We start from the raw sequence: 13,808 nt of genomic DNA on the forward strand, positions 1-13,808 counted from the left end.
CGTGAGAAGTCCGCATGTCGGTCAGGGCAGCAATTCCGCCAACGTCCGCCGCTTCAACGAACGCCTGTTGCTGCAGGCGCTGCGTCGCGCGGGCGAGGCGTCGAAGGCCGATCTCGCGCGTCTCGCGAATCTCACGAGCACCGCGGTCGGCACCATCATCACGTCGCTCACGGCCAATGGCCTGATCGAGGTGAGCGGCCGCCGCGACGGTCAGCGCGGCCAGCCCGCGTCGCTCTTGCGCCTCTCACCACGAGGCGCGTTCGCCATCGGCGTGCGGCTCGACCGGACCAACATCGAAACCGTCCTCGTCGATTTCGCTGGCCAGATGATCGAGCGCCGCACACGCGACATGCTGCTGCCACAACCCTCGGTCGCGCAGGAAATGGTGCAGCGTGACATTGCCGATCTGTTGGGCATCCTCACGATCGAGGAACGCAGCCGTCTGGCCGGCATTGGCGTGGCGCAGCCGTACAACCTTGGCAGCTGGCTGCGCGAACTGGGCCTGCCCACCGATACCTTCCGCGTGTGGAACGACGTGGATTTCGCCGGCGAACTCGCGCGCGCCACGGCGCTGCCCGTGTTCAGCGAGAACGACGGCAACGCGGCCGCCATCGCCGAGATTTTCTACGGCTGCGGCCGCCAGCGCGACGACTTCCTTTATCTGTTTCTCGGGCCGGCCATTGGCGGCGGCATCGCCATCGACGGCGACTGCGTGCGCGGCCTCACCGGCAACGCGGGCGACTTCGCGGTGATGCCCGTGCCGCCCAGCCGTCTGCCCTCCGCGCACAAGCCGCCGGGCCAGTGGGACATTCTGCTTTCGCGCGCGTCGCTCATCGCGTTGCGGCGTCACCTGCAGTATTGCGGCGAGACGATCGACAGCCGCGCGGACCTCGAAGCGTGCATCGCGCGCGGCCACCCCGGCGTGCAGGAATGGCTCGACGACTGCATCGATGCGCTCGCCCCCGCGCTGCGTTCTGCCTTCTGCGTGCTCGATGTGCCCGCCGTGGTGCTCGACGCCGACGTGGACGCGGGCCTCATCGACACGCTCATGCAGCGCCTGCGCCTCGCGGTTGCGGCCACCGCGCCCGAGGCGCGCGGCACGCCTGCTCTCGTGCGCGGCACCTTCGGTCCCGATGCGGGCGCGCTCGGCGCGGCCACGCTCCCCATGTTTTTCAACTTTTCGCCGCGCGCGGGCATCCTCATGGGCGCCGGCGCACAAACTTACGCTCAAGCGCAGGAGGAGAGCCATGTCGCCCTCTGAGTCCACGCCGCCGCTGCTGGAAATGCGGGGCATCACCAAGACCTTCCCGGGCGTGCGTGCGCTCGACAACGTGCGCCTCACCGTCTTCCCCGGCGAGGTCCACTCGCTCATGGGCGAGAACGGCGCGGGCAAGTCCACGTTGATGAAGATTCTCTCGGGCGCCTACCAGGCCGATCCCGGCGGCGAGATTGTCATCGAGGGCAAGCCAGTCGTGATCGACGGGCCGCTCGCCGCGCGCGAGCTGGGCGTGGCCGTGATCTATCAGGAGCTGAGCCTTGCGCCCAATCTCTCGGTCGCGGAGAACATTCATGCGGGCCGCGAGCTGCGCAAGGGCGGCAGCCGCTTCGGCACGGTCGACCGCCGTGCCATGGAGCGCGGCAGCGAAGACGTGCTCAAGCGCCTCGGCGCGAGCTTCGGGCCCACCACGCTGGTCGGCTCGCTTTCCATCGCCGAGCGTCAACTCGTGGAGATTGCGCGCGCCGTGCATAGCGACGCCCGCATCCTCGTGATGGACGAGCCCACCACGCCGCTCTCCTCACGTGAGACGGAACGCCTCTTCAAGCTGATCAACCAGCTTCGCGACGAAGGGCTGGCGATCATCTACATCAGCCACCGCATGGCTGAGGTGTACGAGCTTTCGGACCGGGTGTCCGTACTGCGCGACGGCAGCTACGTGGGCACGCTCATGCGCGACGCGCTCAACGCGGAAAGCCTCGTGAGCATGATGGTAGGCCGCGATATTTCGGGCTTCTACAAAAAGGCGCATGCCCCCTACGATCCGGGCAAGGTCGTACTGACCGTGCGCGACGTGGCCGACGACAAGCGCGTGCGCGGCTGCAGCCTCGACCTGCACGCTGGCGAAGTGCTCGGCATTGCGGGCCTCGTCGGCGCGGGCCGCACCGAACTCGCCCGGCTCATCTTCGGCGCGGAGCCGCGCGTACGCGGCGAGATCGCCATCGACGGCAAGACGCTCAACGTGCACACGCCGCGCGATGCGATCAACGCGGGCCTCGTCTATCTGACCGAAGACCGCAAGCATCAAGGCCTCTTTCTCGACATGAGCGTGCGCGACAACATCAATGTGGCCGTGGCCGGGCGCGACGCGCGCTTGGGCGTCCTCGACCTTGCGCGCGGCGGTGAGCGCGCTAAAGAGGCCATCCGCTCGCTCTCCATTCGCGTGCCGAATGCGCGCGTAAACGTTGGCGCGCTCTCGGGCGGCAACCAGCAGAAGGTGCTGCTGTCGCGCCTGCTGGAAACGAAGCCGCGCGTGCTGATTCTCGACGAGCCGACGCGCGGCGTCGATATCGGCGCGAAGTCCGAGATCTACCGCATCATCAACGACCTCGCCAAAACCGGCGTGGGCATCATCGTGATTTCGAGCGAACTGCCCGAGATCATCGGCGTGGCCGACCGCGTGCTCGTCATGCGCGAAGGCGAATTCGCCGGGGAGCTTGGCGGCTATACGGCCAGGCCGATCACCCAGGAAGCGATCATCGAACTCGCCACTGGCTCGCAGCAACCGCTCGACGAAGCCGCTTGACCTTCACCGCATACGCAAGAAACGTCCCTCAGGAGTACGACATGAAAAGCATTCTTCCCCGGCACGGTGTCGCGGCCTCGCCCACGCAGCCCGCGCAAGGCGCGCAGCCCGCTCGCAGCGTCGCTGTCGACGGTCACCGCCAGCGCATGAAGTCGCTCGTCCGCACGGCTGGCATGCTGCCGGTGCTGGTGCTGCTGTGCATTGGCTTCGGTCTGCTCAACGATGGCTTCTTTACGTTCGAGAATCTTTCGATCGTCACGCAGCAGGCGTCGATCAACATCGTGCTCGCCGCCGGCATGACCTTCGTGATTCTCACGGGCGGCATCGACCTCTCGGTGGGCTCGGTGCTGGCCGCCGCGGCCATGGCCGCCATGATCGGCTCGAACATCGTGGGCTGGGGCTGGCTCGGCGTACCTATGGCGCTCGCGGTGGGGCTCGGCTTCGGCCTCATCAACGGCGCGCTCATCGCGCTGCTGCGCCTGCCGCCGTTCATCGTCACGCTCGGCTCGCTCACGGCGGTGCGCGGCATCGCGCGCCTCATGGGCCACGACACGACGATCTTCAACCCGCAGCTCTCGTTCGCGTTCATCGGCAACGGCACGGTGCTCGGCGTGCCCTGGCTCGTGATCATCGCGCTCGTGGTGGTGGCCGGCTCGTGGTTCGTGCTGCGCCGTACCGTGCTCGGCCTGCGCATCTACTCGGTGGGCGGCAACCCGGAAGCGGCGCGCCTGTCCGGCATCAAGGTGTGGGGCATCGAGATGTTCGTCTATGCCGTCTCGGGCCTGCTCGCGGGTCTTGGCGCGGTGATGTCCGCCGCCCGTCTCTACGCGGCCAACGGCCTGCAACTGGGCCAGTCCTATGAACTCGATGCGATCGCCGCGGTGATTCTGGGCGGCACGAGCTTCGTGGGTGGCGTGGGCTCGATCATCGGCACGCTGATCGGTGCGCTCATCATCGCAGTCCTGACCAATGGGCTCGTGCTGCTTGGCGTATCTGACATCTGGCAGTACATCATCAAGGGCCTCGTGATCGTCGGCGCCGTGGCGCTCGACCGCTACCGCCAGCGCGGCTCGGCCCGCACGTGAGCCACTGAAAACCTCAACAGACAGAAACAGGCGCAAGCGCAGGCGGTCCTGCTGCGCTCGCCGGGCAAGCACCCAAACAGGACCCCTCAGGAGACAACCTCATGTTCAAGAAAAAAGCCATTCTCGCCGCTGCCGCCCTCACGCTTGGTTTCGCACTGCAAGGCGCGCATGCCGCCGACAAGCAGCTCAAATTGATCGGCGTTACCGTGGGTTCGCTCGGCAATCCTTACTTCGTGACGATCGTGCAGGGTGCGGAAGCGAAGGCGAAGCAGATCAACCCGAACGCCAAGGTCACGGCCGTTTCCGCCGACTACGACCTCAACAAGCAGTTCACGCAGATCGACAACTTCATTTCGGCGCACGTGGACATGATCCTTCTGAACGCGACCGATCCGAAGGCGATCGAACCGGCAGTGAAGAAAGCCCAGGCGGCTGGCATCGTGGTGGTAGCCGTGGACGTGGCCGCCGCGGGCGCCAACGCCACCGTGCAGACCGACAACGTGAAGGCCGGCGAGATTTCGTGCGAATACCTCGCGAAGAAAATCAACAACACCGGCAACGTGATCATCCAGAACGGGCCGCAGGTCTCAGCCGTTATCGACCGCGTGAATGGCTGCAAGCAGGTGCTCGCCAAGACGCCCGGCATCAAGATCCTTTCCGATGACCAGGACGCGAAAGGTTCGCGCGAAGGCGGCATGAACGTGATGCAGGGCTACCTCACGCGCTTCCCGAAGATTGCCGGCGTGTTCGCCATTAACGATCCGCAGGCCATTGGCAGCGACCTTGCCGCGAAGCAATTGCATCGCAGCAACATCGTGATCACCTCGGTGGATGGCGCGCCCGATATCGAAACGGCGCTCAAGAGCGACACGCTCGTGCAGGCTTCGGCTAGCCAGGACCCGTACAAGATGGCGCAGACGGCCGTGCAGGTGGGCTACGAGATCATGAATGGCAAGAAGCCCGCCAACCCGATGATCGAAATGACGCCCCAACTCGTCACGCGCGACAACGTGAGCAGCTACAAGGGCTGGTCGTCGCACTAAGCGCGCGCACCGAAGACGTCCGTGCCCGCACGCGTTACGCGAGCACGGCGTCCTTCGTCACCACGCGGCGCGGAATGATCTTGAGGTCGTAGAACGTGTCCGCGATCTTCTGCTGCTGCGCGATCACGGCGGCGTCGATAGGCCGGTATTCATGCGCGTAGTGGCTGAGACCGGTCTGGATCGTCGCCGCATCCAGACCCTGGATCGGTGAGAGCTTCGCGGCCGCCGCCGCCGTGTTGGCGCGCACCCATTGCCCCGTTTTGCCGAGTTCGTCCAGCGCGATCGCGAGGGCGTCCTTGCGATTTTGCGCAAATTCGCGCTGGCTCAGGAAGAACTGATGATGGCTCGCTACGCCGCTGGCATCGGCGATCAGGCGCGCGCCATCCTGCGATTCGACGGCGGCGAGGAACGGGTCCCAGATCGCCCAGGCGTCGATGGCGCCGCTTTGCAGCGCCGCGCGCGCGTCGGCAGGCGCGAGGTACACGGGCTGCACGTCGGCGATAGAAAGGCCGTGCTTTTGCAGCAGCGCGACGAGAAACCAGTGCACGTCCGAGCCGCGATTCAAGCCTATTTTCTTGCCCTTCAGGCCGGCCACGTCGTGGATCGGCGAATTCTTCGCCACCACCACGCCCTCCGCGTGCGGCGTGGGCAGTTCATACGCCGTGTAGACGAAATCCGCACCCGCTGCCTGAGCAAACACGGGCGGCGCTTCACCCACATAACCAAAGTCGATTGCGCCCACGTTCAGGCCTTCGAGCAATTGCGGCCCAGCCGGGAATTCGGTCCACGACACCTTGATGCCTAGCGGAGCCAGGCGCGTTTCCAGCGTGCCGTTGGCCTTGAGCAGCACCAGCGTGCTCGCGGCCTTCTGGTAGCCGATGCGGAACTGGTCGGGCTGATATTTCGCGAAGGCGGTGGCAGGCAGCGCCGCGCTGGCGAGCGTCGCGCCCAGCGTGACGATGAAATGGCGGCGGGACCAGGGTGCGGGTTGCATAGGGCGAGTCATCTTCGGCGAATCCGTGTTGGCTTTGGGCATGCACCCACACGGCGCAGCCATCGAACCGTCGATGCTACCGGCACGCACGCGTTCGCAGAACCGATGTTTCGCGCTAAGCAAATCACGCCAACGGGAATGCGCGGGCGTGCAACGCCTGCGCCCTATGCGCCAGCCGTCATGCGCGGGTCGGGCGACATATGCGCCCCGTTCGCGCGATACCAGCGCATGAACGCCTCCGACGGCATGGGCTTCGCGTAGAAAAAGCCCTGTATGTACGTGACGCCGCGTGCGCACAGGTAGTCGCGTTGCACCTGAGTCTCGACGCCCTCCGCCACGAGCCGTGCCCCAAGGCCATGCGCAAGATCGATGATGGCGTCGAGCACCGCCGCCTTCTTGTCTTCGGGATCGATCGTGAGCACGAAGCCCCGATCGATCTTCAGGATATCGAATGGAAATTTCTCGAGATACGAGAGTGAGCAATATCCGGTGCCAAAATCATCGATGGCGACGTTGACGCCCTCGTGCCGCAAGGTCAACAGACTCTTGCGCGCCTGCTCGGTATTGCACACCAGCGTGCGCTCGGTAATTTCCAGCGTGATCGTCGCGCCATGCGGCGCCACAGCCGCGCGCAGTCCCCGCACGTCGCTCACGAGTTCTTCGCCCGACAAATGCTCGGGCGCGAAATTGACCCCGAGGTGAAAGCCTGGCGCGACGTTCCACGTAGCGACGTCGCGCGCGATAAGCTTCAAGAGATACTGCGTGAGCGGCACGATCACGTGCTCTTCTTCTGCGGCCTGAATGAACTCGTCCGGACGCGTCGCGCCTGTGCCTGGCCGCACCCAGCGCAGCAACGCCTCCGCGCCCTCGCACCGCTGCGTCTCTACGCAGTAGAGCGGCTGGTATTCGACATGGAATTCATTCGCGCGCATGCCCCGCAGCAGTTGCTCGCGGCGCGACTGTCCGCTTTGCTGCAAGCGCCGCACGAGCCAGGCGAGCAGTGCAGATAATGCTGCCGCCCATGGCATATAGCGCAGCAGCAGGCCGCCCCACGTTTCGTTGATGCGCTCGGGCCGCCCGTAGATCTTCAGGTCGATCGTGGCGCTCGCCATGCGCTTTTGCACGTCGGCCAGCAGCGGCGCGCCGCGAACGTTCACGAGCGCCATGGCTTCGCGCAACACGGTGCCCTCGCCCACGCGCAACTCGGCCTGGCGAAATACCGAGAGCGGCGCGGCGCCATGCAGCAGGTCCAGCACGTACTGCACGTCCACCACGGCCACGACCGCATGCCCCGCTTCGCCCGCTGCGCCAACCAGCAGTGAGGGGCGGTTGCGCACCATCGGCGTGTCGTCGACGATCATGAGCCATTCGTCGTCCGAGGCGGGCACATTTCCGTTGAGCAAGCCGTCGGCGGGAAGCGCCTGTTGCGCGATGGCGGACGAGCAGGCGATGCGGCCGCCATGCAGGATGTTGAGCGTGCGCACGTAGGGCACGGTGGCGGCCTTGAACGTGAGGTCCGGCGAGAGCGTTTCGCATGCCTCGGCCGCGCGCGGCGCGAACGTGCGCGCCGCGCTTTGCGCCGTCTCGACGATCGAAACGACCTGCCCGACGATGAACGTGGAAGCGAGCGTCGCCTCGCGCTGCGCAATGCGCTCGGCCTCGTAGCGTCCGAGCGCCACACACAGCAGGATCGGAATCAGCGCCACGACCAGCAGCACGAGCAAACGCGAAACTCGCGCGCGGACCGTGCCGGGGTTGGGCGGCACTTCAGGCAAGGCGTCCTCCGCACCAGGGCCGTCATGGAGGGTGGCTACGGTATGACGCCAACATACACCAACGCGCTTGCGGCGCGCGCTCGCGGTGCCGGGCGCGACGCGAACGTCAGCTAACGTGAGCGCGCGTCATGCGCATTCGATGCGGTTGCGTCCGTCCCTTTTCGCGCGGTAGAGCGCGAAGTCGCTGCGCGTGAGCGCGGCTTCGGCGTTCATGTCGGCGGCGCTCATCAGCGTGATGCCGATACTCACGGTAAGCGCCACCACATCGCCAACCACCGCGAGCGGTTCCGCGGCGAAGCGCTCCTGAATGCGCAGCGCGACGCGTTGCGCGCCTTCGAGGTCGGTGGCAGCAAGCAAAATCGCAAACTCCTCGCCGCCGATGCGGCCGGCAAGGTCGCCCGCGCGCAACTGCGTGCGCAGGATCTCGGCGAAATGACGCAGCACGTGGTCGCCGATCGCGTGGCCCCAGCGGTCGTTGATCGACTTGAAGTGGTCGAGGTCGCACATCATCACGACCGCGCTAGCGCCGCCGCGCCGCGCCTGCGCAAGCTGCGCCTCGACGCGGGCCATGAAGTGACGGCGGTTGGCCAGACGCGTGAGGCCGTCGGTGCTGGCGAATTCCTGCAGTTCGGCTTCGATGCGCTTGCGCTCCGTTGCATCCGTGATGAAGCCATGCCAGACCGTCGTGCCGTCGGCGAGACGCTGCGGCCTGGCATCGCCCTGGCGCCAGCGCAAGCCCTGCTGCGGCAGCAGCACGCGAAACTCCAGATGCCACGGCGTGAGGTTCGCCGCGGACTGTTCGAACGAGGCGCGCCATGCGTCGAGATCGTCGGGATGAATCAGCGCGTCGATGTACGCCGTGTCCTGCGCGGCTTGCCCGGGCGTGAGTTCGAAGATTTCCGCTATGCCCGCGCTCGCATAGGAGAAGGACGCGCGGCCGCCGGGCACCTGGCGGCGCTGGAACACGAGGCCCGGCACCTCGTTCGTGAGATTCGTGACGAGCGCCGCGCTCTCGCGCAAACGCTCGGCCATCTCGCGCATCGAGGTGATGTCCGTGGTCGTGCCGATCATGCGCAGCGCGCGCCCGTACGCGTCGCGGCTCATGACCTTGCCGCGGCTGCAGATCCACTTGTAGCGGCCGTCCTTGCAGCGAATGCGGTGCTCGACCTCGTAGGTCGGTGTGCGGCCTTCGAAATGCGCCTGCATCGCAGCCTTCACGTACTCGCGGTCGTCGGGATGCAGCCGCAGATAGCTGTCTTCGATACGGCTCGTCAACTCGTGCTCGGTGTAGCCGAGAATCGCCTTCCAGCCCACCGAATAGCGGATCTCGCCCGTCACCACGTCGCGGTCCCAGATGCCCGTGCCGCTGCCTGCGATGGCGTGCGCGAGCAGGCGTTCGTGCTCGCGCAACGCTTCGAGTTCGGCTTGCAGCGCGGATTCGTCGGTGGCCGGGACTTCGATGTCGCGGCTCGTGGCGAGCGCTGGCCGCGCGGCCAGCGCCGCCGCCACGCGCGCAAAGTCGCCGAGGCTCGCGCGGCCGGCGGCGTCCAGTTCGCGCGGGGCGGGGTCGATCAGGCAGAGGCTGCCCACGTGCTCGCCCTGCGCACCGTGCAGAGGCCACGCGGCCACGAAACGTAGCGGTTTGCTTGCGTATGCAAGCACGTTGCACCAGGCGGGATCCGCGGAAATATCGGGCACGATGAACGGCTCGCGCACGCCGCTTTCGCTTGTTCGATGCGCCAGCGTGCGCAGCGCTTCGTAGAGCGTTTCGTCCACGCCGGCATCGAGCCCGTGCACAGCGGGCGCCTCGCCGGGCACCACGCAGGCAGCCGCTACACCGAAATGCGCTGCGACGAGGCGCAACAGGCCGTCGAGCAACGGGTCCGCCGCTGCGTGCCCGGCGGTGAGCGAAGCCGCATGTTCGTGCGAGCGCAACGAATCGCGCGGGGCGGCGCCCGCCTCACGCGCCCCGGCATACGCGGCTTCGCCTACGGGCGGCACGGCCTCGGGCGTCGACGAGGGAACGGTCATGGCATGCGCTCATACAGGAAATTCGAGCGCCTAGTATATAGCGCGCGCGTGACGGCCCGAAAGCGGCCCGCAAGCCTCAGGTGTCGCCGCGCCGGCGGAACACCCACCAACCCAGCAGCGCCGTGAAGGTCGCGACGAGCACCACCATGAGCCAGAAGCCGTGGCGGTTCTCCGCAAGCGGAATGCCACCCACGTTCATGCCGAAGAAGCCCGCGACGATGTTGATCGGCAGCGCGAGCACGGTGACGAGCGTGAGCGTGAACAGCGTGCGGTTGTTCTGCTCTTCGAGCCGCGCACCAATTTCTTCCTGCAACAGCTTGATGCGCTCGACGAGTCCGGCCATGTCGCCCAGCACGAGCGAGAACTCCTCGGTTGCCTCGCGCAGGTCCTGCATGTCGGGTGTCTGGAGCCAGCGCGGCGGGCGCGCGAGCAGACGGAAGATCGAGCCCGGCTCCGGCGCGAGCATGCGTTGCAGGCGCACCAGGATGCGCCGCATGGCCGCGAGTTCGTGGCGGCTCGCGAAGCGGCGCGAGGCGAGGAACTGGTCCTCGGCGCGATCGACATCGACGCTCGTGCGACGCACGATCTCCACCATCAGGTCGGCCTGGTCGCGCATCAAGTGGATCAGCAACTCGGCCGGCGAGCGGAACGTCTCGCCGTTGCGCACGTAGCCGCGCAGACGGTCGATGGAGCGCAGCGGCTTGCGCCGCGCCGTGACGAGAATGCGCTCGTGCGTGTATGACCAGAGCGTCGCGATCTGCGAGGGCGTGAGTTCGAAATCGAACATCACGTCGTTGACCACGGCGAACAGCCCATTGTCGACGTGTTCGATGCGTGTGGAGTGCGAGCCTTCCACGAGCATCTCGAAGAAGGCGTCGGGCAGGTCGAGATGCGCGCGCATCCACGGTTGCGCCGCGGCATGGGCGAGATTGAAGTGCAGCCAGTAAAACGTATCGTCGCTCGCGGCTTGCGGCTCGCCGCTCTCGTGCGTGCGCCGCAGCGCCTCGAGGACATCGTCGCACGTGACGGGCTGACCGGGCTGGCCGGGCGTGAAGCGAAAACCGCAAACGAGCCCCGACAGGTCGGCGCCATACGTTGCGACGGACGAAGCGAAATCCATGGTCGTCGTGGCCGGTTGATCGGCGCACAGCATGCCATACGCGTGCTTTTGCAGGCAAGCAAGCGCGCGAATCGATGCGCCCGACACGCGCGCGTAATCTACCTGTGTTACGCGGCTCAAGCGTCGCCGGGCAAACCTAGCTGTGTACGGCCGAGCGGGGTGAGATCGGCCACACCTGCCCGATCCGCCAGATCGGCTTCGATGTGCTCAGGCGGAAAGTCGGGCGGACTGCGGCCTTCGAGGAAACTCGGCAACTGGCGCTGCAAATAGGCGTCGTTCTTCGAACAACCCGGTGTGGCCGGAATGTACATCACGTTGCTGTAACCGCTGCCGCGGTGCTCGTCTTCCACTGAGTGAATCACGTCGCAGTGCCAGAACACGGTGTCGCCAGCCTGCATCTGCGGAATCGATGTCAGCGCATCGAACAACGGCGCGTGCCACTCGGCGGAAATCGGCAGCCCACGCCCCGGCTGCGCGCCGCACAGGTCGTCCTCGGCCACGTCGTCCTGCAGCGCGCGCAGGAGGACGTACGCCATCGCGTTGGCGATCGGCACGACCTGCAGCGTGCCGTCGCCGGGCCCCTGCGGCGTGAGCGCGGTCCAGCCCTGGAAAGTGCGGAACATCGACGAGGCGATGCGCGAAGGAATCTCGCTCGCGTGTGTGCGGTAAGCGCCGTCGAATGGGTCGTAGCGCCGCCAGTCGCCCGAGAACACGTGGCGATACACCTGGCGGAAACTCTCGTCGACCCAGCGCTCGACTGCGCCGCCGTCGCAATGCGCGGCGAGGCCGGGCGCGGCCGTTCCGGGCGGCCGGCGCCGCAGACGGTCGGCGTAGGCGGGCACGACGTCAGGATCGAAATGCACGCGCCCTTCGCTCTCGTGGCGCCACAGGCGGTTGAGGAAGACGCGTGCGGCGGTGAGTTCGGCGGACTCGCGCGCCTGCACCTGCGGGCGCGACCAGTAGACGCCATAGATCAGCGGACGGCTCGCTTGCGGCGGGAGGGCATTGCGCTGCGCCGCGCGTTCGGCGGCACGCGCGTCGAGATCGTTGCGCGCCACGTAATCGGCGATTTCGGCGTCCCAGCGCGCGGCCTGCTCCGGCTCGAACACGCGGCGGATCACACAGACGCCGCGCGCTTTCACGCGCGCAATCGCCTCGGCGCTCACACGCTGCGCCGCGATGTCGGCGAAAGCGATCTCGGGAATCACGGCCTCACCGGCCTCGCGCAGCCGCGCGATGTGCCGCGCTTCTTCGCCAATGGCCTGCGAGACCTCCTCGAACACTTCGCGATAGTTCGGCAGTTGCGCGCGCAACATGCGCTTGGCCTGCCGAATCGCGGCCGGGACATCGTCGATTTGAAGTGCCGCCATGCGTGTCTCCATCGGGGTTGAATGCCGTCGTTGAATCGCAAGCATACGCTTGAATGGCACACGCCTGCGATAGCCGGTCGGCATCCCTCTCCCCGCACCTCCGAATTTTGAACAGGCAACCGTGCAGGTTTGGCTGTATATCTCCATCATTCGAGAGATGTTCCGGCGCAATCCACGTGGCCAGCTATGGCCACGCGTTTTCCACCAGCGCGTGGGTCATGGATTCACACTCGTCTCAATTGCCGTTTCCCTGGCAGTGCCAGGTTCGCGCAAACGAGGGCTGAACCCCGTTCACGCCATTTCACCTGCAGCGCTTTGACGTTGCCGCCGGAAGAACTGCCACATCATCGACATCGCGTCGGGGCCTCGATCCGAATGAAACGGTTCGCGCGGGTCGCCGCCGCTCCATGAGTGCCCGAGCCCTCGAACGACACACACCCGTACGACGAGCCTGCCCGATTTGACATAGTCGGTGTACGCCACCGCGTCGCGGCTATAGGTCCGTATCTCGCCAACGCGCAATTCACCCTGCGTGTCGAGCAGCCGGTTGACACGCGCGAACTGCATGCCGAGCTGCATGGCGTTGCGCCTGTCCACGACCGCGTCGATTTCGCCTTGCACGATGAACGCGGGCATACCGGGATGCACGGCGACGTCGAGCGCGGCATCGACGAGATGCACCGGCTCTTCGCGGCTGGCGTGACGCATGACGTTCATCGCGCTCATCGTGGATGTGGCCGCGCCGAATACCGGCCCGGAGTGCAGACCCACGGCCGCGAAGCGCCACGCATAGCGCATGGCGAGCACGGACGCGAGTCCCGCCCCCGCCGAGATGCCCGCGAGATAGATGCGCTCGCGGTCGAATCCGTGCTCGCGCGCGATCGCATCGACGAGCGAGGCCACCGCTGGCGCCTCCGACTGCGCATGATCGCCGTGCCAGTGCCAGCACCGCTGTGCGTGCGAGGTTTTCGCCTGCTCGGGCAGCAGCACGGCAAAGCCTGACCGATCCGCCAGCCGGCAAACCCGCGTGCCTGCGGCGAACGACTCCGCCGTCTGCTTGCAGCCGTGTAGCATGACCACGAGCGGCAGGTCCGTGGCGCTGAGCGCACCAGCGGGCAGATAGAGCGCATAAGCGAGATGATTGACGAGATGCCCGGCCCTGGGCGGCGCGGAATGATAGGAGCGGATCCACCTGCCGCCCGTGCCTACCGGTTGCGCACGCCCCACGTGCGCCTTCCCGGCGCGCTTCGCCGGCTTGGCTACCGGCCTCGCGACCGGCGCGGCCTTGGCGGGCGTCGCTTTGCGTGCGGTGGTTTTTTTCTTCGGTCGCGTCGTGCTCATGCGGGTGAGCAGTTCGAGACCTTTGAGCCAGACGCTGGTCTTTTTCCTGGGCATGAGCAATGGCGACAAGGCGTTTTGTTCACGTCACGCCAGGAGCCACGCGGCGGACACCGCTGTACAGCGATCGAGCCGCTGCGAGTCCGACCATCATAGCGGCCCTGACCTCGCGCTGAATTTCGCGTGACAGCACGCCGCTGACTGCTTAAACGTCGCAAGTGTCGCGGCGCTATAATTTCGGTCACCGTTGC

General features: G+C 66.4%; 10 protein-coding genes. 4 read left to right on the forward strand and 6 right to left on the reverse strand.

The genetic code is table 11. The features are described from left to right. The first annotated feature begins 1 nt into the window (after position 1). The 4 genes from L0U83_RS34625 (at position 2) to L0U83_RS34640 (ending at position 4,929) form a co-directional block, all read left to right on the forward strand. On the forward strand, positions 2-1,261 hold the full coding sequence (locus tag L0U83_RS34625; RefSeq protein WP_233888650.1) for an ROK family transcriptional regulator: 1,260 nt from the start codon (positions 2-4) through the stop codon (positions 1,259-1,261). Continuing rightward, a complete protein-coding gene (locus L0U83_RS34630; protein WP_233888651.1) occupies positions 1,248-2,801 on the forward strand; it encodes a sugar ABC transporter ATP-binding protein in 1,554 nt (517 codons plus the stop codon). Before L0U83_RS34625 ends, L0U83_RS34630 begins: the two co-directional genes overlap by 14 nt. Positions 2,802-2,842: 41 nt before the next feature. Continuing rightward, on the forward strand, positions 2,843-3,886 hold the full coding sequence (locus tag L0U83_RS34635; protein WP_233888652.1) for an ABC transporter permease subunit: 1,044 nt from the start codon (positions 2,843-2,845) through the stop codon (positions 3,884-3,886). Between the two features lie 101 nt (positions 3,887-3,987). Further along, positions 3,988-4,929: an ABC transporter substrate-binding protein gene (locus L0U83_RS34640; protein ID WP_233888653.1), complete on the forward strand. Its 942-nt coding sequence runs from the start codon at positions 3,988-3,990 to the stop codon at positions 4,927-4,929. A 34-nt stretch (positions 4,930-4,963) separates the two neighbouring features. Here the strand turns inward: L0U83_RS34640 and L0U83_RS34645 are convergent, their stop codons facing one another. From L0U83_RS34645 to L0U83_RS34670, 6 genes are all read right to left on the reverse strand, one after another. Beyond that, positions 4,964-5,923 carry a sulfonate ABC transporter substrate-binding protein gene (locus tag L0U83_RS34645; RefSeq protein WP_233888654.1) on the reverse strand — a complete coding sequence of 320 codons (960 nt, stop codon included), beginning with the start codon at positions 5,921-5,923 and terminating at the stop codon, positions 4,964-4,966. 164 nt (positions 5,924-6,087) lie between these two features. Beyond that, positions 6,088-7,689: an EAL domain-containing protein gene (locus tag L0U83_RS34650; RefSeq protein ID WP_233889167.1), complete on the reverse strand. Its 1,602-nt coding sequence runs from the start codon at positions 7,687-7,689 to the stop codon at positions 6,088-6,090. A gap of 135 nt (positions 7,690-7,824) precedes the next feature. Further along, positions 7,825-9,729, reverse strand: a complete 1,905-nt coding sequence (locus L0U83_RS34655) for a sensor domain-containing diguanylate cyclase (RefSeq protein WP_233888655.1) — start codon at positions 9,727-9,729, stop codon at positions 7,825-7,827. A gap of 76 nt (positions 9,730-9,805) precedes the next feature. After that, positions 9,806-10,849: a transporter gene (locus L0U83_RS34660; protein WP_233889169.1), complete on the reverse strand. Its 1,044-nt coding sequence runs from the start codon at positions 10,847-10,849 to the stop codon at positions 9,806-9,808. Between the two features lie 116 nt (positions 10,850-10,965). Then, complete coding sequence (locus L0U83_RS34665) at positions 10,966-12,219, reverse strand: DUF1479 domain-containing protein (RefSeq protein WP_233888656.1); 1,254 nt, start codon at positions 12,217-12,219, stop codon at positions 10,966-10,968. A gap of 291 nt (positions 12,220-12,510) precedes the next feature. Beyond that, on the reverse strand, positions 12,511-13,614 hold the full coding sequence (locus L0U83_RS34670) for an extracellular catalytic domain type 1 short-chain-length polyhydroxyalkanoate depolymerase (RefSeq protein WP_233888657.1): 1,104 nt from the start codon (positions 13,612-13,614) through the stop codon (positions 12,511-12,513). Between the last annotated feature and the right edge of the window lie 194 nt (positions 13,615-13,808).

This window comes from Paraburkholderia flagellata, from assembly GCF_021390645.1.
Classification (GTDB): domain Bacteria; phylum Pseudomonadota; class Gammaproteobacteria; order Burkholderiales; family Burkholderiaceae; genus Paraburkholderia; species Paraburkholderia flagellata.

What these genes read in the sequence shown, in the direction of transcription:
- L0U83_RS34630 (WP_233888651.1), top strand. Translation starts at nt 1,248, where the DNA reads ATGTCGCCCTCTGAGTCCACGCCGCCGCTGCTGGAAATGCGGGGCATC.
- L0U83_RS34635 (WP_233888652.1), top strand. Translation starts at nt 2,843, where the DNA reads ATGAAAAGCATTCTTCCCCGGCACGGTGTCGCGGCCTCGCCCACGCAG.
- L0U83_RS34640 (WP_233888653.1), top strand. Translation starts at nt 3,988, where the DNA reads ATGTTCAAGAAAAAAGCCATTCTCGCCGCTGCCGCCCTCACGCTTGGT.
- L0U83_RS34645 (WP_233888654.1), bottom strand. Translation starts at nt 5,923, where the DNA reads ATGCAACCCGCACCCTGGTCCCGCCGCCATTTCATCGTCACGCTGGGC.
- L0U83_RS34655 (WP_233888655.1), bottom strand. Translation starts at nt 9,729, where the DNA reads ATGACCGTTCCCTCGTCGACGCCCGAGGCCGTGCCGCCCGTAGGCGAA.
- L0U83_RS34660 (WP_233889169.1), bottom strand. Translation starts at nt 10,849, where the DNA reads ATGGATTTCGCTTCGTCCGTCGCAACGTATGGCGCCGACCTGTCGGGG.
- L0U83_RS34665 (WP_233888656.1), bottom strand. Translation starts at nt 12,219, where the DNA reads ATGGCGGCACTTCAAATCGACGATGTCCCGGCCGCGATTCGGCAGGCC.
- L0U83_RS34670 (WP_233888657.1), bottom strand. Translation starts at nt 13,614, where the DNA reads ATGCCCAGGAAAAAGACCAGCGTCTGGCTCAAAGGTCTCGAACTGCTC.